Below are 19,285 nucleotides of genomic sequence, written 5' to 3' on the forward strand. Positions count from 1 at the left end.
GCGGCTTAGAACTTCTCTTTGCCGGACAGGTACCGCCATTGGCCCACTGGCACTTTGCCGATGGACACGCCGCCGATGCGGATGCGGCGAATAGCGATAACCTTGAGGCCGACCGCTTCGCAGAACAGCGCGATGACACCCGGCTGCGGGTTCTTCATCGCAAAGCGCAGGCGGTTCTCGTTCTGCCAGCTGGCTTTGACCGCCGGCAGCTCTTTGCCTTTGTAGGTCAGGCCGTGGTTAAGGCGGTTGAGGCCGTGGGCAACCATGTCGCCTTCGACCTCCACCACATATTCCTGCTCGATCTTGGCGGCATCGGCGGTCAACTTGCGCAGAATCTTCCAGTCCTGGGTAAATACCAGCAGGCCGCTGGCCTTGGCTTGCAGGTCGGCGCTGGCGGTCAGGCGCAGGAAGTGGCCCTTGAGCGGGCGCTTGCTGAAGCGGTGCTCTTCGGACAGGGTCTCGGCGCTGATCGAGGCCATCGCCGTTTCTGCGTCCATACCTGCTGGCGCGTGCATCAGGATGGTCACCGGCTCGGGCACGGTGGCCTTCGCTTCGGGGTCGAGTTCGACTTTCTGGGTGGTGACCTTGAACTGCGGCTCGTCGATCACTTCACCGTCCACCGAGACCCAGCCGCCTTCAATGAACAGCTCAGCCTCCCGACGGGAGCAACCGACCAGTTCGATAAGGCGTTTGGAGAGGCGTATGGGGTCAGTCATGACAAGGGCCGTAACAAAAGGGGGCGGCTATTGTACCTGCCTGGCGCCGGTTAATCCCGGCCCCATTTCAGTGCTTTGTCTTTTTGTGGGCGCTGTGTTTCGTCAGCCACTGCGCTGTTGCTGCTGGCACAAACGCATACGCAGTAACGGATACGGCTGTCCCAGGCCATCATGCTCCGTGCGTCCGATCACCTCGAACCCCTGTTTGAGGTAAAAGCCCAGCGCCTGGGGGTTCTGCTCGTTCACTTCCAGCTCGTCGGCGTTCATATGCTCGATCGCATAGCGCAGCAATTGCCGGCCAAGGCCCTGGCCCCGGTATTTCGGGTCGATAAACAACATTTCGACTTTACCTGTGGCCACCCCGGCAAACCCGGTGATGCGTTGGTGCGAGTCTTTGGTGCAAATCAGCATCACCGTGTCCAGATAGTGAGTCAGCACCAGGTGCCTCAGGTGCTCGATGTAGCTATCCGGCAAAAAATCATGGGTCGCCCGCACGGAGGACTCCCATATTTCAGTCAGTTTTTGATAATCGCTGGTTTTAGGTGTGTGGATAACCGAATGCCGACGCATGCTCGCTGCCCCTGCCGATGATTGGCGATGGGCAAACGATAGACCTAAAAAAGCCCCACATCTTGATCAGATGCAGGGCTTTTTACAGGGTTACCGATCAGTCGCGCTTTTCAGCCCACAGGTCGTATTCGTCGGCGTCGGTCACGGTGCACCAGACCTTGTCGCCCGGCTTCAGGCCGCTGGCGTCGTCGATAAACACGTTACCGTCGATTTCCGGCGCATCGAAGAAGCAACGGCCGACGGCGCCTTGCTCGTCGACTTCATCGATCAACACTTCGATTTCCTTGCCGATACGCAGCTGCAGACGCGCCGAGCTGATGGCCTGCTGGTGTGCCATGAAGCGCTCCCAGCGGTCCTGCTTGACGTCGTCCGGCACCACGGCCAGGTCCAGCAGGTTGGCCGGGGCACCTTCGACCGGCGAGTACTGGAAGCAGCCGACGCGGTCCAGTTGGGCTTCGGTCAGCCAGTCCAGCAGGTACTGGAAGTCCTCTTCGGTTTCGCCGGGGAAGCCAACGATGAAGGTCGAACGGATGATCAGTTCCGGGCAGATCTCGCGCCAGTTCTTGATGCGCGCCAGGGTTTTGTCTTCGAAGGCCGGGCGTTTCATGGCCTTGAGCACCTTCGGGCTGGCGTGCTGGAACGGGATGTCCAGGTACGGCAGGATCTTGCCGGCGGCCATCAGCGGGATCAGTTCGTCCACGTGCGGGTACGGGTAAACGTAGTGCAGGCGCACCCACACACCCAGGCTGCTGAGGGCTTCGCACAGTTCGGTCATGCGGGTTTTCACCGGCGCGCCGTTCCAGAAACCGGTGCGATACTTCACATCGACGCCGTAGGCGCTGGTGTCCTGGGAGATCACCAACAGCTCTTTGACGCCGGATTTGACCAGGCGCTGGGCCTCATCGAGCACGTCACCGACCGGACGGCTGACCAGCTTGCCGCGCATCGACGGGATGATGCAGAAGCTGCAACTGTGGTTGCAGCCTTCGGAAATCTTCAGGTACGCATAGTGGCGTGGGGTCAGCTTGATGCCTTGCGGCGGCACCAGGTCGATCAGCGGGTTGTGGTCCTGGCGCGGCGGCACTACATCGTGCACGGCGTTGACCACCTGCTCGTACTGCTGCGGGCCGGTCACCGCCAGCACGCTCGGGTGCACGTTGCGGATAGCGCCTTCTTCCACGCCCATGCAGCCGGTCACGATGACCTTGCCGTTTTCCTTGATGGCTTCGCCGATCACTTCCAGGGACTCTGCCTTGGCCGAGTCGATGAAGCCGCAAGTGTTGACCACCACCACGTCGGCGTCCTGGTAGGTGGACACAACGTCATAGCCTTCCATACGCAGTTGCGTGAGGATGCGCTCGGAGTCGACCAGAGCCTTCGGGCAACCCAGGGAAACAAAGCCAACCTTGGGGTTGGCTTTTGCGGTGGTGGTGGACATGTCTAACCTCGGTATTGAATGACGCCGCCAGTCGGGCACGACAGGGCTGCGGATGGGCACTTGGTGTGCCTCTGATCAAAAAGTGCGCAATTCTAGCGACGGGCAGCGCACTTGACCAGCTTTATGCAGGGAAATGCGACGAGTGCTGCAGTGGGTCATTCGCACGGCCCTTGCCCCGCTCTTAAACCCGGATGTCTTGCTCCGCGCGGTGCGAGACAACTTTAGACATGCCTACACCTAACGCCTGAAGCACTTTCAGGAGGGTGGAGAGCTTTGGATCGCCGCCGACAGCGATGGATCTGTAGAGATTTGCTCTATTTACCATTCAGTCAAGGGTGAACACTGTCCTGTGGCGAGGGAGCTTGCTCCCGTTGGGCTGCGTAGCAGTCCCTGCATTCTCAAACAATGTGCTGGAGCCGCTTCGCGGCCAACGGGAGCAAGCTCCCTCGCCACAAGGTACTTTTTACCCTTTCTACCTCCTAACTGACTGGCATTATCAAAAATGCCCTGTTCTCCAAATCACTTCAACAGCGAAATGCGACGAGTGCTGCGCTATGCTTCGCGCCGTTGCGGGTAGGTAAAATCCTAAGGTCAACAAAACGTCTGTTACGAGAAGTAAAACAGCGCATGCTAGGGTCAGCTTAGATGCGTTGTTTATAAAAGACCTCAGGTCAAAGGGCAGGAGTGGTTGATGGGTCAGGCAAGTAATCAGGCAGCAGGTGCCGAGCAGTCAAACGCCAAGCCGATTGGCATGCTGGTGGCAGCGGTCGGGGTGGTGTATGGCGATATCGGGACCAGCCCGCTCTACACCCTTAAAGAGGTGTTCAACGGCGGTTATGGAGTTCAGGTCAACCACGACGGTGTGCTGGGGATCCTGGCGCTGATCTTCTGGTCACTGATCTGGGTGGTCTCGATCAAATACATGCTGTTCGTGCTGCGCGCCGATAACCAGGGTGAGGGCGGGATCATGGCCCTGACTGCACTGGCACGACGGGCAGCGGGGGAGCGCAAGAAGCTGCGCAGTTTCCTGGTGGTGTGTGGCCTGTGCGGCGCGGCGCTGTTCTACGGTGACAGCATGATCACCCCGGCGATTTCCGTGTTGTCCGCGGTTGAGGGCCTGGAGTTGGCCTTCGACGGTCTGGAAAAATGGGTCGTGCCCATCGCCCTGGTGGTACTGGTGGCGCTGTTCCTGATCCAGAAGCACGGCACCGACCACATCGGCAAGCTGTTCGGGCCGGTGATGGTGACCTGGTTCCTGGTGCTGGGCGGCCTCGGTGTGTATGGGATCACCCTGCACCCTGAGGTGCTCAGTGCCATGAACCCGATGTGGGCCGTGCGATTCTTCGAGGCTCACCCTGGCATTGGCGTGGCCATCCTCGGCGCGGTGGTGCTGGCGTTGACCGGTGCCGAAGCGTTGTACGCCGACATGGGCCACTTCGGCCGCAAACCCATCGCTCGGGCCTGGTTCATCTTGGTGCTGCCGGCGCTGGTGCTCAATTATTTCGGCCAGGGCGCGATGCTGCTCGGCGACCCTGAAGCCGCGCGCAACCCGTTCTACCTGCTGGCGCCGAGCTGGGCGCTGATCCCGCTGGTGGTGTTGTCCACCCTGGCGACGGTGATTGCCTCCCAGGCGGTCATCTCCGGCGCATTCTCGCTGACCCGCCAGGCGATCCAGCTGGGTTACATCCCGCGTATGCATATCCAGCACACCTCCAGTGCCGAGCAAGGCCAGATCTATATCGGCGCGGTGAACTGGTCGCTGATGGTCGGCGTGATCCTGCTGGTGCTGGGCTTCGAGTCCTCCAACGCCCTGGCGTCGGCCTACGGCGTCGCGGTGACCGGCACCATGCTGATGACCACCATCCTGGTGTCGGCGGTGATGCTGCTGCTGTGGAAATGGCCGCCGGTGCTGGCCGTGCCGGTTCTGGTCTGCTGCCTGTTGGTCGACGGGCTGTACTTTGCCGCCAACGTGCCGAAAATCATCCAGGGTGGCGCCTTCCCGGTATTGGCCGGGATCGTGTTGTTCGTGCTGATGACCACCTGGAAGCGCGGCAAGCAATTGCTGGTGGAGCGTCTTGACGAAGGTGGCCTGCCGCTGCCGATCTTCATCAGCAGTATCCGTGTGCAACCGCCCCATCGGGTGCAGGGCACCGCCGTGTTCCTCACCGCGCGCCCGGACGCCGTGCCTCACGCGTTGTTGCACAACCTGCTGCATAACCAGGTATTGCATGAGCAAGTGGTGCTGCTGACCGTGGTCTACGAAGACATTCCGCGCGTTCCGGCCGCACGGCGGTTTGAGGTGGATGCCTATGGCGAAGGTTTCTTCCGCGTCATCCTGCACTTTGGTTTCACCGACGAGCCGGATGTGCCCCAAGCGCTGAAGTTGTGTCACCTCGATGAGCTGGACTTCAGCCCGATGCGCACCACTTACTTCCTTAGCCGCGAGACGGTCATCGCCTCGCGAATCAAGGGCATGGCCCGTTGGCGCGAAGCTTTATTTGCCTTCATGCTGAAGAACGCCAACGGCAACCTGCGCTTCTTCAAACTCCCGGTAAACCGCGTGATCGAGTTGGGTACCCAGGTCGAAATGTAGGCTTTTGCAGCACGGGAGCCGGCAATCGGCTCCCGCTTTCCTTTCTGAACCCTGTGCAATCCAGCGTTGTCGACTAGGCTCTAAGCACTGTTTAAATAGTGCCCACAGAACCCAGAAGAGGTGCGCCATGAGTCAGCTGCTCGAACCCTACACCCTGCGCCAATTGACCCTGCTCAACCGCATCGCGGTTTCGCCCATGTGCCAATACTCAAGCGTCGATGGCCTGGCCAATGACTGGCACCTCGTCCACCTCGGCAGTCGTGCCGTCGGCGGCGCCGGGTTGATTTTCACCGAAGCCACCGCCGTGACCGCTGATGGCCGCATCACCGCCGAAGACCTCGGCCTGTGGAAAGATGAGCAGATCGAACCGCTGCAACGCATCACGCGTTTCATCGCGGCCCAAGGCGCGGTGGCCGGCATTCAACTGGCCCACGCCGGGCGCAAAGCCAGTACCCATCGGCCCTGGATCGGCAAGCACGGCAGCGTCAAGCCGGAAGACGGCGGCTGGGTGCCGGTAGGGCCATCGCCGATTGCCTTCGACCCTCAGCACACCCAACCCAAGCCTTTGGACGAAGGGCAGATCCAGCAAGTGATCGCCGATTTTGTCGCCGCCGCCAAGCGTGCCCTGACCGCAGGTTTTGAAGTGGTGGAAATCCATGCGGCCCACGGTTACTTGCTGCACCAATTCCTCTCGCCCATCAGCAATCAGCGTCAGGACCAGTACGGTGGCTCGTTTGAAAACCGCATCCGGCTGGTGTTGCAAGTCACCCAAGCCGTGCGCGAAGTCTGGCCCCAGGAACTGCCGCTGTTTGTGCGGGTGTCGGCCACCGACTGGGTGGAGGATGGCTGGAACCCGGATGAGACCGTGGAACTGGCACGTCGCCTGAAGGACCTGGGGGTCGACCTGATCGACGTCTCGTCCGGGGGCACGGCCGCCAACGCCGAGATCCCCACCGGCCCCGGCTACCAGACCCGCTTCGCCGAGCGCGTGCGCAAAGAGTCGGGGATGGCCACCGGCACCGTCGGCATGATCACCGAACCCGCCCAGGCCGAGCACATACTGCGCACCTGTCAGGCCGACATCATCTTCCTCGCCCGTGAGCTGCTGCGTGATCCGTACTGGCCGCTGCATGCCGATGATGACCTGGGCGGGCGCAAGGCCACCTGGCCTGCGCAGTATCAGCGCGCCACCCATCGTGACCAGCCGATCCATGAGTCTGACTTGAGGGATTGAGCCGCTGCGCGCTTCACCAGAGCCCACCCTGACCCGGTGGGTTTTTTTACGGCTGTAGCGTGGGAAATGGCTGTAGGTCTTTGTTACCGCGATACTTTTTTAAGTGAATACTCTAAAAAAATCCCACAGATTTCGAGATCGTTTCTACGCTTAGGGTAAAGCTGACTTCTGGCCCAGGAAGTCAGTCGGTTTGCTCACTGAGGCATTGCGCTTCATGGGAGGCGGGTAATGGGCAACAGGAGTTTTTGATGGATATCAGGAGAAGCAGTCCATGGCCAAGTCCTATGGTGTAGCGGGTGTGGTGGTGTGTTTTCTGACGCGCAGGGTGTCTCTACGGGGGCGAAGGTTGAGTTCGGATGAAGTGGAATTGCTGGCGCAGTACCGCGCCCTGACCGAGAACGATCAAGTGGCAATGCGGTATCTGATTGGGGCGATGAAGAGTGTGTCGCGGTTCTGATGCCTACCTTTGAGCCCTGTGGGAGCGGCGGTGCGCCGCTCCCACAGTTGGCATCATGTGTATTTACGCGCCTCGGGTGCCGGCGGGAAATACTGATACAGCCAGGTTTCACTCAAGGTGCGGTCTTGCGTGCGGATAAACAGGCGCAGTTCCACCGGTTCCACGCTGTCGCTGGTCGGGTACCAGTCAAACAGGATGCGGTAGCCCTTGATGTTGTCGAGTACCAGCACGCTGAAGTCCTTCACTTCGCCGTGGGAACAGGTCACCACCGGCTCGATTCCGGTGCCCGCTGGCAGGCGATCCAGGCCGCCCCCCTTGAAGTCCACGGCAAATCGGCGGGCCCAGACTTCCGGGTAGTGCTCACCCGGTGCCCAGCCTTCGGTAAAGCCGCCCATGCCGGAACGGGTGGCATCGACCTGCGCCAGCGGCGTGCTCACCGGTGGCAGCGCGCTCCAGTACAGCTTGTAGCCGTAGTTCAGCGAATCGCCGGCCGCCACGGGTTTTTTCGGGGTCCAGAAGGCCACGATGTTATCGAGGGTCTCGCCGGTGGTAGGAATTTCCAACAGGTCGATCGAGCCTTCGCCCCAAGCGGTGGTCGGTTCGACCCACAGGCTCGGGCGCTTGCTGTACCAGTCCACCGTGTCCTGGTAGCTGGCGAACTCATGGTCGGTCTGCACCAGGCCGAAGCCTTTCGGGTCTGTATCGGCAAACGCGTTGAATTGCAGCTTGGCCGGGTTATTCAGCGGACGGCAGATCCACTCGCCGTTACCGCGCCACATCGCCAGGCGGTCCGAGTCGTGGATTTGCGGGTGGATGGTGTCGCACATGCGGCGCTCGTGGGTGCCGCAGCTGAACATGCTGGTCATCGGCGCGATGCCCAGTTGTTCGATGGTGGTGCGCGCATTGATATGGGCGTCGATGGCCATCACCACCTGGTTGGCCTGGCAGTCGATGTCGAAGCGATAGGCGCCGGTCGCGCTGGGCGAGTCGAGCAGGGCGTAGACCACGAAGCGAGTGGCGTTCTTGTCCGGGGTTTCAAACCAGAACTGTGTGAAGTCGGGGAATTCTTCGCGTTTTTTCGCGTAAGTGTCGATGGCCAGGCCACGGGCCGACAGGCCGTACTGGCCGGTTGAATCCACCGCACGGAAGTAGCTGGCGCCGAGGAATGACAGCACGTCATGCCGGTCCAGTTCGGGTGCCTTGAACAGCTTGAAGCCGGAGAAACCGAGATCGCCGGTCAGTTGCTGGGTGTCGACCGTGGTTTTTTCATAATTGAACAGCGAGGGGCGGAAATGCACCTCACGCGCTTCACGGGTCTTGGGGTCGACGCTGTGCATGCGCACCGGCGTCTTGAAGCCCATGCCGACGTGGAAGAATTGCACGTCGAGTTGGCCGTTCAATTCCTTCCACAGCGAATGGTTGCCGTCGTAGCCGATGGCGTTGAAATTCTGCGGGGTCATGGTCGCCAAGGTCGGCGGCAGAACCTGTCGGGTGTCTTTGTAAGCGGTTCCGGCGAGTTGTTTGGCCTGGGCCTTGAGCGATTCGAAATCGAACGCCACGGCCTTGCCATCGGCGGCACGGTTCCCGGCCCAGGCCTGGGCGGCGAGCAGGCCGCTGGCGGATAAACCGGTGTAAGCCGCAATGGCCATGGACGCTTTGAGCAAATTCCTGCGGTGCATAGAGACAACCTGTCGTGAGCAAATCCCGCGCCGTTCCTGGCACGTGCTGGATCAGAAATTACGGTTCGGACATGCCTTCGGCCAAACGCAACGGACATTAAACAGACGCCGGATAGCTTAAGCGGTTCGATGACGTAGGAAAATTGATTGATAGCGGGGTGATGGCGTTGCAAATGCGACAAGACATTTCCACAAGACATTTGCAATTGTCAGGCAGCCCTGTCGTGAGCGGGCTTGCCCCGCGCTGGGCGGCGAAGCAGCCCCAAATCCAGGCGCCGCGAAATACCTGAAGGCATGCGGTGATCCGGTTAGGGCCGCTTCGCTGCCCAGCGCGGGGCAAGCCCGCTCACTACAAGTCCTCAGTTCAGCTCACTTCACCCACTGCGCGGTAAGCCTCATCAATCGCTGCATGCGCATACGCACTCCACGCCGCGTCCGAGTTGGCGATGCTCACGTGCCCCACCGGCTTGCGCGCCAGGTTCATCCACGCTTCGCTTTCATCGGCGTCATCAAACAGACTGTTAGAGAAGCTCGCATACCCATGTGACCAGCGGTTGACAGTGATCGCCAGAATATCGGTCTCATGGTTGAACCCTCCCGGCCCCAGCATGCGCTGCAACTGATCACGCAACTGCGCTTCCAACTGTTCGAACGTCTGCCCATACAACTTGCCCCGCCCGGCACGGGCCTGGTCGCGGGCGTTCATGCCGCTGTTGGGACTGGTGGGCACGTAGACCATGTGCAAGCCAATCGGCTGCATCGGGTCACGCGGGTGGTCGTAGCCGCCCATGCTCACCGGGTAGTCCAGCTTGATCCGGCTGTAAGGCTGGGTCGCCGCATAAATCTCATGCACGCCGAGTGTCTGGAACGACTGCCAGTTGCGGATCACCACCTTGGTGTACACCAGCGGGTACTTCACGTTCTGGCTCAGCGCGTGGGCTTGCGGCGCCGGTAAATCCTTCAACAGATACGGAATCATCATGTTGTAGCAGGCCAGGATGCAGCGTTTGCCGCGTACCTGTGCGAGTTGTCCGCCACGGCTGTAGCCGATGTGCACGCTATCGCCGACGTTACGCACGCTGACCGCCGTGCTGTTCAGGCGCAACCGCACGGCCGCCTTGGGCTGGTCGAGCTTGGCGTAGTCAAACGCCGCCAGCACGATATCGTCCATGGTGTGCCCCGGCGCCACACCTGGGATCAGGCTGCGCACCAGCAACCGCGCCACCGACGCATTGCCATCCGGGAAGTGGTAGATGTAGGGCTCTTCCATTTCCGCCGCCGCTTCTTCGCTGATAGGCGCCAGGTTCATCCCGGCAAAGCCCGGGAAACCCACGCTGTAGGCATCGGACGAGGCGACTGCATCGATGCTCAGGGCCATGAAGTCATTGGTACGGCTCTGGAAATACTTCACTGCACCTTCCGACAACCCTACGTTCTTGAGCAGGAAATCGCGGTAGCTGGTGGCCGCCAGGTAGTCGGCCTTTTCTTCGGCAGACTTGCCCGGTAGGTAGTCCTTGGGCGCCGTGTGCAGGGCGATCAGGGCCTGGCGGTCTGCCGGCGGCAATGGGAAGTCATTGATAAAATCGCTGATGGCCCGCGCATTCAGTTGGTCCGGCGCGATGTCATCGGCGACCATCGGCGTCGGGTCGCCGGTCACCAGTTTGTCTTCGCCGAAGTTTTCCTGGTCGAAAAACACCCCGCGCGACAACCCAAGGCTTGGGTAGAACTGGCGGTCAAAGGCGGTTTCGAAGCGTTTGATGTTTACCCCGAGTTTCTTCAACAGCCCGTTCACTTCCTTGCTGTACAGGTGGTTGGGCGACTGGAACGCCTCGCTGCCGCCGTAGCCGATGAGCATGCGGCCACCGGCCTGGAACTCATTGCGCTTGGCATGGCCGCCGAAGTCGTCGTGGTTTTCCAGGATCAGGATCTTCGCTTTGGGGTGCTTCTCACGGTAGAACCACGCCGCCGACAAACCGCTCAAGCCGCCGCCGACGACCACCAGGTCATAGTCCTCGGTGATCGGCAGCTTATCGGTGTCGAACACCTTCTTCTCCCAACCCATCTGGTGCGCCACTTCGAACGAGCCGACATGGCTGCCGCGCAAGCCGGTGAGGGCGGGTGGGTAGTAGCGGCCGTCGGGGGCGGCGTGCAGGATTTGCAGCGGGGTCATACCGGCGGCAATAGTGACAGCGACGCCGTTGAGGAAGTCGCGGCGGGTGATATCCATGGGGGAGAACCTGAGTTTTATTGTTATGAGAGCGGCGTTGTCGGAGCGCATTGTTATGGCGAGGGAGCAAGCGCCCTCGCCACAGTAAGCTCGCTCCTCGTCAGTGCTTGAACATCACATGGCGAACGGTGGTGTAGTCCTCCAACCCGTACATGGACATGTCCTTGCCATACCCCGACAGTTTCTGACCGCCGTGGGGCATTTCGCTGACGAGCATGAAGTGGGTGTTCACCCAGGTGCAGCCGTACTGCAGGCGCGCGGCCAAGCGATGGGCGCGTCCTACGTCGGCGGTCCACACGGATGACGCCAGGCCGTAGTCCGAATCATTGGCCCAGCCCAGCACCTGCGCTTCATCGGTGAACTTGGTCACCGATACCACCGGGCCGAACACCTCGCGGCGCACGATCTCGTCGTCCTGCTGAGCGTCGGCCAGCACGGTCGGTTCAAAGAAGTAGCCATTACCTTCCACCGCCTGGCCGCCGGTGACCAGGCGGATGTGCGGCTGTGCCACGGCGCGCTCGACAAACCCGGCGACACGGTCGCGATGTTGCGCGGTAATCAAAGGGCCCAACTCGGTGGCCGGATCATCCTGCAAGCCATATTTGATGCTGGCGACCGCTGCGCCGAGCTTCTCGACAAACGCATCGTAGATCTGCGCTTGCGCGTAAATCCGGCACGCAGCGGTGCAATCCTGGCCGGCGTTGTAGAAGCCGAAGGTGCGAATGCCTTCCACGGCCGCGTCGATATCCGCGTCGTTGAAGATGATCACCGGCGCCTTGCCGCCCAGTTCCATGTGCATGCGCTTCACGCTGTCGGCGGTGCTGGAGATGATATTCGCGCCGGTGGCGATGGAGCCGGTCAGTGACACCATGCGCACTTTAGGATGAGTCACCAGCGGGTTGCCCACTGTCGGCCCACGGCCGAACACCAGGTTGAGCACGCCGGCCGGGAAGATATCCGCCGCCAGTTCGACCATCCGCAGCGCGGTCAGCGGGGTTTGTTCCGACGGCTTGAGCACCACGGTATTACCGGCGGCCAGGGCCGGGGCGATTTTCCAGGCGACCATCATCAACGGGTAATTCCACGGTGCGATGGACGCGATCACGCCCACCGGGTCGCGGCGGATCATCGAGGTGTGGCCGGGCAAATATTCACCGCCCGCCGAACCGCTCATGCAACGGCTGGCGCCGGCAAAGAAGCGGAACACGTCGGCAATCGCCGGGATTTCATCATTGAGCGCGGCGCTGTAGGGCTTGCCGCAGTTGTCCGACTCCAGCTTGGCCAACTCTTCACCGTGGGCTTCGATCGCATCTGCCAATTTCAGCAGCAGCAGCGAGCGATCCTTGGGCGCGGTTTGCGACCAACCTTCGAACGCCGCATCGGCGGCGCGCACGGCGGCGTCGACCTGGGCTTCGCTGGCTTCCTTGATTTCTACCAGTACGCGGCCGAGGGCCGGGTTGAATACGGCTTGGGCCGGGCCTTCGCCTTCGATCAGTTGGCCGTTGATCAGTAATTTGGTTTGCATGGTTCAGCTCTCCACAAACTATTGTTATTTCCTTGAATAAACTGGCTCTAAATGTGGGAGGGGCTTGCCCCCTCCCTCATTTGAACTGTGTTCCTTCAATGGCAACGTTATTTACCGCCACTACCGGCCACGCTTTCACCGCCGCGCGTCAGGTAATAGGCACCGAGAATCGGGAACATCGTCACCAACATCACCAGCATCGCCACCACGTTGGTCACCGGCACATCCCGTGGGCGGCTTAACTGGTTGAGCAGCCACAGCGGCAAGGTGCGCTCGTGGCCGGCGGTGAAGGTGGTGACGATGATTTCGTCGAACGACAGCGCAAAGGCGAGCATGCCGCCGGCCAGCAGCGCCGAGCCCAGGTTGGGCATGATGATGTAGCGGAAGGTCTGCCAGCCGTCGGCGCCCAGGTCCATCGAGGCTTCGATCAGGCTGTGGGACGTGCGGCGCAAACGCGCGATGACGTTGTTGTAGACGATCACCACGCAGAAGGTCGCGTGGCCGACGATGATGGTGAACATCCCCGGCTCGATGCCCAGTGTCTTGAAGGTCGCCAGCAGCGCGATACCGGTGATGATCCCCGGCAGTGCAATCGGCAGGATCAGCATCAACGACACGCCTTGCTTGCCGAAGAACTCGCGGCGATACAGCGCAGCCGAAGCCAGGGTGCCGAGCACCATGGCGATCAGGGTGGCGATGGCCGCAATCTGCAACGACAGCTTGATCGCTTCCAGCACGTCCGGCCGGGCGAAGGCCACGCTGAACCACTTCAGGGTGAAGCCCTGGGGCGGAAAGCTGAACGCGGCTTCTTCGGTGTTGAAGGCGTAGAGGAAGATGATCAGGATCGGGAAATGGAGAAAAACCAGTCCACCCCATGCTGCGATCTTCAGCCCCATAGACGATTTTTCAGAGTGCATCGAAGGCCCCCAGGCGTTTGACGATGGACAGGTAAACCGCGATCAGCACGATCGGCACCAGGGTGAACGCCGCGGCCATGGGCATATTGCCGATGGCGCCTTGCTGCGCGTACACCATGCCGCCGACGAAGTAACCCGGCGGGCCGACCAGTTGCGGCACGATGAAATCGCCCAGGGTCAGCGAGAACGTGAAGATCGAACCGGCGGCAATCCCCGGCACCGACAGCGGCAGAATCACCTGCATAAAGGTCTGGCGTGGCTTGGCGCCCAAATCCGCCGAGGCTTGCAGCAACGAGGGCGGCAAGCGTTCCAGGGAGGCCTGGATCGGCAGGATCATGAACGGCAGCCAGATATAGACGAACACCATGAACCGCCCCAGGTGCGAGGTGCTCAAGGTGCTGCCGCCCACACCGGGAATGCCCAGCACGAACTGCAACACCGGCTCCAGCCCCAGGTGTTGCACGAACCACTGCGCCACGCCGCCCTTGGCCAGCAGCAAGGTCCAGGCATAGGCCTTGACGATGTAGCTGGCCCACATCGGCATCATCACCGCGATATAGAAGAACGCCTTGGTCTTGCCCGTGGTGTAGCGCGCCATGTAGTAGGCGATGGGGAAGGCGACGATGGCGCTGGCGATCGACACCACAATCGCCATGCTCAAGGTGCGCACGATGATGTCGAAGTTTGACGGCTGGAACAGCGCGGCGAAGTTGGCCAGGGTCAGGTCCGGCGTGACCGCCATGGTGAAGTCGTCGAAGGTATAGAAACCTTGCCACAGCAGGGTCAGCAGCGAGCCGAGGTAGATGGCACCGAACCAGATCAGCGGCGGCACCAGCAGCATCGCCAGGTAGAGGTTGGGCTTGCGGTACAGCAGGTTGGAAAACCTGCGCATCGGCGGATGGGAAAGGGCCAGGCTCATGTCACACCTCGCCTGCGCTGTCGGTCAGCGGGGTCATGGCTTCCCGCGCCCAACGGGCGGTGATGGACTGGCCGACCTGATGGCCGCTGCTGATGTCCAGCCACTGATTGTTGGCCTGGCTGATGTTCAACGCCTGGCCGTTTTCCAGCTTCAGTTCATAGCGGGTGGCGCTGCCCTGGTATTGAATATCGTGGAGCAGACCGCTGATTTCTACCTCGCCGGCGCCCAGCGGGCCGTCGGCAAAGCGCACGTGTTCCGGGCGGATCGAGAACGGCTGCGCGCTGCCGCTGAGGCGCTGGGCCAGCTCGCCGCGTATCACGTTGGAGGTGCCGACAAACTCGGCGACGAACGCGGTGGCCGGTTTCATGTAGAGGTTGCGCGGGGTGTCGACTTGCTCGATGCGACCTTTGTTGAACACCGCCACACGGTCGGACATCGACAGTGCTTCGGTCTGGTCGTGGGTCACGAAGATAAACGTGATGCCCAGCTGGCGCTGCAGCTTCTTGAGCTCGCTTTGCATCTGCTCGCGCAACTTGAGGTCAAGGGCGCCCAGTGGTTCATCCAGCAGCAATACCCGCGGGCGATTGACCAAGGCGCGAGCCAGGGCCACCCGTTGGCGTTGGCCGCCGGAGAGCTGCACCGGCTTGCGGTCGCCGTAGCCGCCGAGGGCGACCATGGCCAGGGCTTCCTCGGCACGGTTCAGGCGTTCGGCCTTGCCGACGCCCTTGACCTTGAGGCCGTAGGCGACGTTGTCGCGCACATTCATATGGGGGAACAGCGCGTAATCCTGGAACACGGTGTTTACGTCACGCTGATACGGCGGCAAGCCGGCGGCTTCCTCGCCATGAATGCGGATCGAGCCTGCGCTCGGCTGCTCGAACCCGGCGATCAGGCGCAGGCAGGTGGTCTTGCCTGAGCCGGAAGGGCCGAGCATGGAAAAGAACTCGCCGTCCTGGATATCGATGGAAACCCGGTCAACGGCTTTCACTTCGCCGAACTGACGGGAAACGTGGGTGAATTGGACTGCAAGCGTCATGGTGCGGTGCTCCGAAAAGGCGCGGGTCGTCGCAGCGGCCCGGCCTGGACTTCTGAAAAAACAAAACATCTATGAGTGCGGTCAATGTAGGAGGGGGGTTGCCCTCTCCCACAGGGGACCTAGGTCGTTTGGAAGGCCTTACCTGCCGCCCATGATCGCGATGTAATCCTGGGTCCAGCGGCTGTACGGCACGAACTTGCCGCCTTCAGCTTGCGGGGTTTTCCAGAAGGCGATTTTTTCGAACTGGTCGAAACCATTGGTCTTGCAACCCTCGGCGCCGAGCAGTTCACTTTCCTTGCAGGCCGCAGGCACGGCCGGCAACGAACCGAACCAGGCGGCGACATCGCCCTGGACCTTCGGCTGCAGCGACCAGTCCATCCACTTGTAGGCGCAGTTCGGGTGCTTGGCCTCGGTGTGCAACATCGTGGTGTCGGCCCAGCCGGTGGCGCCTTCCTTCGGAATCGTCGAAGCAATCGGCTGCTTCTCGTTCTGCAGGCCGTTGACCTGATACGGCCAAGCGCTGGAGGCCACCACGCCTTCGTTCTTGAAGTCACTCATTTGCACGGTGGTGTCGTGCCAGTAGCGGTGGATCAGCGGTTGCTGGGCGCGCAACAGATCGAGCACGGCCTTGTACTGGGTTTCGGTCAGTTCGTATGGGCTTTGAATGCCCAGTTCCGGCTTGGTCGACTTAAGGTACAGCGCCGCGTCGGCGATGTAGATCGGCCCGTCATACGCCTGCACGCGGCCTTTGTTCGGCTTGCCGTCCGGCAGGTTCTGCGCGTTGAACAGCACGTCCCAGCTGGTGGGCGCGGTCTTGAACACGTTGGTGTTGTACATCAACACGTTCGGGCCCCACTGGTACGGGGTGCCGTAGGTTTGCTGGCCGACCACGTACCACGGCGCATCCTTCAGGCGCGGGTCGATGTTCTTCCAGTTGGGGATCAGCGCGGTGTTGATCGGCTGCACGCGCTTGCCGACGATCAGGCGCAGCGATGCGTCGCCCGACGCGGTGACCAGGTCATACCCGCCCTTGGCCATCAGGCTGACCATTTCGTCCGAGGTGGCGGCGGTTTTCACATTCACCTTGCAGCCGGTTTCCTTCTCGAAACCGCTGACCCAGTCGTAGGCCTTGTCGCTTTCGCCACGTTCTATATAGCCGGGCCAAGCGACGATATCCAACTGGCCTTCACCCGCGCCAACGGCTTTGAGCGGTTCGGCGGCCTGGAGACTGACGCTGGCCAGCAACGCTGTGGTCAGGGCACTGAGCAGTGCGGTCTTGTGCGCAGACATGGGGGTTCCCTCTTCTTTAATTATGGTCGGGGCAGTTGTGTGCAACCGGTAACGCAAGAGCTTAGTTGTTGTTTTAAAGATGTTGGCCGTGGCGCGCCATGATGTGCCGTACCACGCTGTAGTCCTGCAGCGAATCGCTGGACAGGTCTTTCCCGTACCCCGAGCGCTTCAAGCCGCCGTGGGGCATTTCGCTGACCAGCATGAAATGGCTGTTGATCCAGGTGCAGCCGTATTGCAGGCGCGCGGCCACTTGCATGGCCTTGTCGAGGTTCTGGGTCCACACCGACGAGGCCAGGCCGTATTCGGAGTCGTTGGCCCAGTCCACCGCCTGTTCCAACTCGTCGAAGCGCGTCACCGTGACGACCGGGCCGAACACTTCGCGCTGCACGATTTCGTCGTTCTGTTTGCAGCCGGCGAGCAGGGTAGGTTGGTAATAGAAACCCGCACCGGAATGTACGGCGGCGCCGGTGATGCGTTCGATATGCGGCTGGCCGAGGGCCCGTTCGACAAAACTGGCGACGCGGTCGCGCTGGCGCGTACTGATCAGCGGGCCGAGTTCGTTATCGGCATCGCGTTTGCCGGCAAAACGCAGGCTGCTCACGGCCGCGCCCAGTTCGGCGACCAGTTTGTCGTGGATTCCGGCCTGGGCGTAGATGCGGCACGCGGCGGTGCAATCCTGGCCGGCGTTGTAGTAACCATAGGCGCGCACGCCCTCGACCACGGCTTGCAGGTCGGCATCGTTGCATACGATCACGGGGGCTTTGCCGCCGAGTTCCAAGTGCGTGCGTTTAAGGGTTTTGGCGGCGGCCTGCAGGATCTTCTGCCCGGTGACGATATCGCCGGTCAGCGACACCATGCGCACCTTGGGGTGGCTGACCAGATGGCTGCCAACACCTTCGCCGCCGCCACACAGAATGTTGATCACGCCGCGCGGCAGCAGATCTTTAAGCACCGGGGCGAGGGCCAGGATCGACAGCGGCGTGTGTTCCGACGGCTTGAACACCAAGGTATTACCGGCAGCCAGGGCCGGGGCGATCTTCCACGCGGCCATCATCAGCGGGTAATTCCACGGCGCGATGGAGGCCACCACACCAATCGGATCGCGGCGCACCATGCTGGTGTAGCCCGGCAGGTACTCGCCGCTCAGTTGCCCGGTCTGGCAGCGCACGGCCCCGGAGAAGAAGCGGAACACATCGACGGTGGCGCTCAAGTCATCCTGGCGCGCCAGGTGCAACGGCTTGCCGCAATTCAGTGATTCCAGGCGGGCCAGGTAGTCGGCTTGTTTTTCGATGGCGTCGGCGATGCCCAGCAGGATGTTCGAGCGTTGCTGCGGCGTGGTCCGTGACCAACCGGCAAAGGCGCGGTGGGCGGCGAGGATTGCGCTTTCGACCTGCTCGGTACTGGCTTCGGCGATCTGGGTGAGCACTTCACCGGTGGCCGGGTTGAGGATCGGCTCGGCAAAACCCTGGCCCTGGACCAGTTCGCCGTCGATCAGCAACGCAGTGAGCAGCGGGGTGGGCGCGCCGGACATTTTTCGCGATCTCTTTTCTTGTGTGGCCATGGGCGTTCTCTTACAAGGCGCCCGGCCTTCTCTTATGGATTAGCTGAGAGTAGAGGCCAGGCGCGAGGTCAACAAATACTAAATACTGAATGCAGCATTCGATTAAATAGATGGCTTGCGCGGGTGCGGCTGTTCGCGGGCCACGGTCAGGAAGGGGTCGACCAGCGCCGGACGCGCGGTGCCACGGCGCCAGGCCAGGCCCACGTCGAGGGTCTGGCTGAGGTCGGCAATCGGCCGTGCTTCAATAATGTCGCCTTCCAGGGACCAGGGCCGGTAGGTCATGTCCGGCTGAATCGACACGCCGAGACCCGCCGCCACCAGGCTTCGCACCGCTTCGGTCGACGCGGTGCGCAAGGTCACCCGAGGTTGTAACCCGGCTCCAGCCCATAGGCGTTGGGCGTTGTGGCCCATTTCATCGACATTCAGCTGGATCAACGGCTCACGCGCCACATCGGCCAGGTTGATGCTGTCGTGTTCCAGCAATGGGTGTTGCGCCGGCAGCCACAAACGGTGGGGCGAGTGGGTCAACACTTCGGTCTGCAACGCGTGGCGGTCCTCGAGATTGGAGAGGATCAGCACGCCAACGTCGATCTCGCCGCTGACCAGTAAATGCTCGATATACGGACGTTCGTCCTCCATCACGCGGATTTCCACGTTGGGGTAGGCACGTTGGAAGCGCGTCAGCAGATCGGCCAGGTAATAGCCGGCCACCAGGCTGGTCACGCCGATGATCAACTGGCCCGCCACTTGGTCGGTGCTCTGTTGCAGGCTGCGCTTGGCGTTATCGACGGTGGCGAGGATCAGGTGCGCCTGGCGCAGGAATTGATGGCCCTGGTGGGTGAGGGTCATGCCCTTGGCATGCCGGTTAAACAGGTTGACGCCGATTTCCTGTTCCAGTTGCTGGATGGCCAGGGTCAGTGTCGACTGGGAAATAAACGCGGTCTGCGCGGCGGCGGAGATCGAGCCGGTCTCGGCCACGGCGATAAAGTGCCGGATTTGACGCAAGGTCATCATGCTGGAATTACCAGTGAGGTGTTTTTATAGATTCACTCGAGTGTATATCGGTTTTTGCGAAGGGCGCCCGCGTTACATCTGGAAGCAGTCTAGATCGAGGCTTTTTGGC

General features: G+C 61.4%; 15 protein-coding genes and 1 pseudogene. 3 read left to right on the forward strand and 13 right to left on the reverse strand.

Annotation, left to right across the window (positions count from 1 at the left end):
• Positions 1 to 5: 5 nt before the first annotated feature.
• The 4 genes and pseudogenes from QCBJ_RS23610 to QCBJ_RS23625 form a co-directional block, all read right to left on the reverse strand.
• Positions 6 to 716 (reverse strand): rRNA pseudouridine synthase, encoded by a 711-nt coding sequence (locus QCBJ_RS23610; protein ID WP_012722531.1) that lies wholly within the window; start codon positions 714 to 716, stop codon positions 6 to 8.
• A gap of 102 nt (positions 717 to 818) precedes the next feature.
• Positions 819 to 1,286 carry a GNAT family N-acetyltransferase gene (locus QCBJ_RS23615; RefSeq protein ID WP_012722532.1) on the reverse strand — a complete coding sequence of 156 codons (468 nt, stop codon included), beginning with the start codon at positions 1,284 to 1,286 and terminating at the stop codon, positions 819 to 821.
• Between the two features lie 97 nt (positions 1,287 to 1,383).
• Entirely contained in the window at positions 1,384 to 2,724 is a 1,341-nt protein-coding gene (rimO, locus tag QCBJ_RS23620; protein ID WP_012722533.1) for a 30S ribosomal protein S12 methylthiotransferase RimO, read from the reverse strand.
• A 181-nt stretch (positions 2,725 to 2,905) separates the two neighbouring features.
• Positions 2,906 to 3,040: pseudogene (locus tag QCBJ_RS23625) on the reverse strand (DNA-binding protein); the annotation flags it as partial.
• A gap of 375 nt (positions 3,041 to 3,415) precedes the next feature.
• Here QCBJ_RS23625 and QCBJ_RS23630 point away from each other — a divergent pair.
• The 3 genes from QCBJ_RS23630 to QCBJ_RS23640 all read left to right on the forward strand — a co-directional run bounded on the left by QCBJ_RS23630 (position 3,416) and on the right by QCBJ_RS23640 (position 7,008).
• A complete protein-coding gene (locus tag QCBJ_RS23630; RefSeq protein WP_012722534.1) occupies positions 3,416 to 5,317 on the forward strand; it encodes a potassium transporter Kup in 1,902 nt (633 codons plus the stop codon).
• A 127-nt stretch (positions 5,318 to 5,444) separates the two neighbouring features.
• Positions 5,445 to 6,551 (forward strand): NADH:flavin oxidoreductase/NADH oxidase, encoded by a 1,107-nt coding sequence (locus QCBJ_RS23635; RefSeq protein WP_012722535.1) that lies wholly within the window; start codon positions 5,445 to 5,447, stop codon positions 6,549 to 6,551.
• Between the two features lie 271 nt (positions 6,552 to 6,822).
• Complete coding sequence (locus QCBJ_RS23640) at positions 6,823 to 7,008, forward strand: hypothetical protein (protein ID WP_012722536.1); 186 nt, start codon at positions 6,823 to 6,825, stop codon at positions 7,006 to 7,008.
• A 53-nt stretch (positions 7,009 to 7,061) separates the two neighbouring features.
• On the opposite strand, the gene QCBJ_RS23645 is transcribed toward QCBJ_RS23640, so the two are convergent.
• From QCBJ_RS23645 to QCBJ_RS23685, 9 genes are all read right to left on the reverse strand, one after another.
• A complete protein-coding gene (locus QCBJ_RS23645; protein ID WP_102061726.1) occupies positions 7,062 to 8,687 on the reverse strand; it encodes a glucan biosynthesis protein D in 1,626 nt (541 codons plus the stop codon).
• Positions 8,688 to 9,051: 364 nt separating this feature from the next.
• Positions 9,052 to 10,914, reverse strand: a complete 1,863-nt coding sequence (locus tag QCBJ_RS23650) for an FAD/NAD(P)-binding protein (protein WP_102061727.1) — start codon at positions 10,912 to 10,914, stop codon at positions 9,052 to 9,054.
• Between the two features lie 100 nt (positions 10,915 to 11,014).
• The gene (locus tag QCBJ_RS23655; RefSeq protein ID WP_102061728.1) at positions 11,015 to 12,439 is read right to left on the reverse strand and encodes a gamma-aminobutyraldehyde dehydrogenase; all 1,425 of its coding nucleotides are present in this window, start codon (positions 12,437 to 12,439) and stop codon (positions 11,015 to 11,017) included.
• Positions 12,440 to 12,546: 107 nt separating this feature from the next.
• Positions 12,547 to 13,356 carry an ABC transporter permease gene (locus QCBJ_RS23660; RefSeq protein ID WP_012722540.1) on the reverse strand — a complete coding sequence of 270 codons (810 nt, stop codon included), beginning with the start codon at positions 13,354 to 13,356 and terminating at the stop codon, positions 12,547 to 12,549.
• Positions 13,346 to 14,275, reverse strand: a complete 930-nt coding sequence (locus QCBJ_RS23665; RefSeq protein ID WP_012722541.1) for an ABC transporter permease — start codon at positions 14,273 to 14,275, stop codon at positions 13,346 to 13,348. The genes QCBJ_RS23660 and QCBJ_RS23665 overlap by 11 nt, the downstream gene beginning before the upstream one ends.
• Before the next feature lies 1 nt (position 14,276).
• Positions 14,277 to 15,311, reverse strand: coding sequence for an ABC transporter ATP-binding protein (locus QCBJ_RS23670; RefSeq protein WP_012722542.1), 1,035 nt, complete (start codon positions 15,309 to 15,311; stop codon positions 14,277 to 14,279).
• A 138-nt stretch (positions 15,312 to 15,449) separates the two neighbouring features.
• The gene (gene ydcS / locus QCBJ_RS23675; protein ID WP_102061729.1) at positions 15,450 to 16,601 is read right to left on the reverse strand and encodes a putative ABC transporter substrate-binding protein YdcS; all 1,152 of its coding nucleotides are present in this window, start codon (positions 16,599 to 16,601) and stop codon (positions 15,450 to 15,452) included.
• Positions 16,602 to 16,674: 73 nt separating this feature from the next.
• On the reverse strand, positions 16,675 to 18,132 hold the full coding sequence (locus tag QCBJ_RS23680) for a gamma-aminobutyraldehyde dehydrogenase (RefSeq protein ID WP_177410679.1): 1,458 nt from the start codon (positions 18,130 to 18,132) through the stop codon (positions 16,675 to 16,677).
• Between the two features lie 132 nt (positions 18,133 to 18,264).
• Positions 18,265 to 19,176, reverse strand: a complete 912-nt coding sequence (locus tag QCBJ_RS23685; RefSeq protein ID WP_012722545.1) for a LysR family transcriptional regulator — start codon at positions 19,174 to 19,176, stop codon at positions 18,265 to 18,267.
• Positions 19,177 to 19,285 lie beyond the last annotated feature (109 nt).

Origin of the sequence: Pseudomonas sp. QC2 (genome assembly GCF_002859085.1) — a bacterium.
Lineage (GTDB): Bacteria > Pseudomonadota > Gammaproteobacteria > Pseudomonadales > Pseudomonadaceae > Aquipseudomonas > Aquipseudomonas petroselini.

Bases quoted from the DNA above. Each gene is read 5' to 3' on its own strand.
- QCBJ_RS23610 (WP_012722531.1), bottom strand. From the start codon at position 716: ATGACTGACCCCATACGCCTCTCCAAACGCCTTATCGAACTGGTCGGT.
- QCBJ_RS23615 (WP_012722532.1), bottom strand. From the start codon at position 1,286: ATGCGTCGGCATTCGGTTATCCACACACCTAAAACCAGCGATTATCAA.
- rimO (WP_012722533.1), bottom strand. From the start codon at position 2,724: ATGTCCACCACCACCGCAAAAGCCAACCCCAAGGTTGGCTTTGTTTCC.
- QCBJ_RS23630 (WP_012722534.1), top strand. From the start codon at position 3,416: ATGGGTCAGGCAAGTAATCAGGCAGCAGGTGCCGAGCAGTCAAACGCC.
- QCBJ_RS23635 (WP_012722535.1), top strand. From the start codon at position 5,445: ATGAGTCAGCTGCTCGAACCCTACACCCTGCGCCAATTGACCCTGCTC.
- QCBJ_RS23640 (WP_012722536.1), top strand. From the start codon at position 6,823: ATGGCCAAGTCCTATGGTGTAGCGGGTGTGGTGGTGTGTTTTCTGACG.
- QCBJ_RS23645 (WP_102061726.1), bottom strand. From the start codon at position 8,687: ATGCACCGCAGGAATTTGCTCAAAGCGTCCATGGCCATTGCGGCTTAC.
- QCBJ_RS23650 (WP_102061727.1), bottom strand. From the start codon at position 10,914: ATGGATATCACCCGCCGCGACTTCCTCAACGGCGTCGCTGTCACTATT.
- QCBJ_RS23655 (WP_102061728.1), bottom strand. From the start codon at position 12,439: ATGCAAACCAAATTACTGATCAACGGCCAACTGATCGAAGGCGAAGGC.
- QCBJ_RS23660 (WP_012722540.1), bottom strand. From the start codon at position 13,356: ATGCACTCTGAAAAATCGTCTATGGGGCTGAAGATCGCAGCATGGGGT.
- QCBJ_RS23665 (WP_012722541.1), bottom strand. From the start codon at position 14,275: ATGAGCCTGGCCCTTTCCCATCCGCCGATGCGCAGGTTTTCCAACCTG.
- QCBJ_RS23670 (WP_012722542.1), bottom strand. From the start codon at position 15,311: ATGACGCTTGCAGTCCAATTCACCCACGTTTCCCGTCAGTTCGGCGAA.
- ydcS (WP_102061729.1), bottom strand. From the start codon at position 16,601: ATGTCTGCGCACAAGACCGCACTGCTCAGTGCCCTGACCACAGCGTTG.
- QCBJ_RS23680 (WP_177410679.1), bottom strand. From the start codon at position 18,132: ATGTCCGGCGCGCCCACCCCGCTGCTCACTGCGTTGCTGATCGACGGC.
- QCBJ_RS23685 (WP_012722545.1), bottom strand. From the start codon at position 19,176: ATGATGACCTTGCGTCAAATCCGGCACTTTATCGCCGTGGCCGAGACC.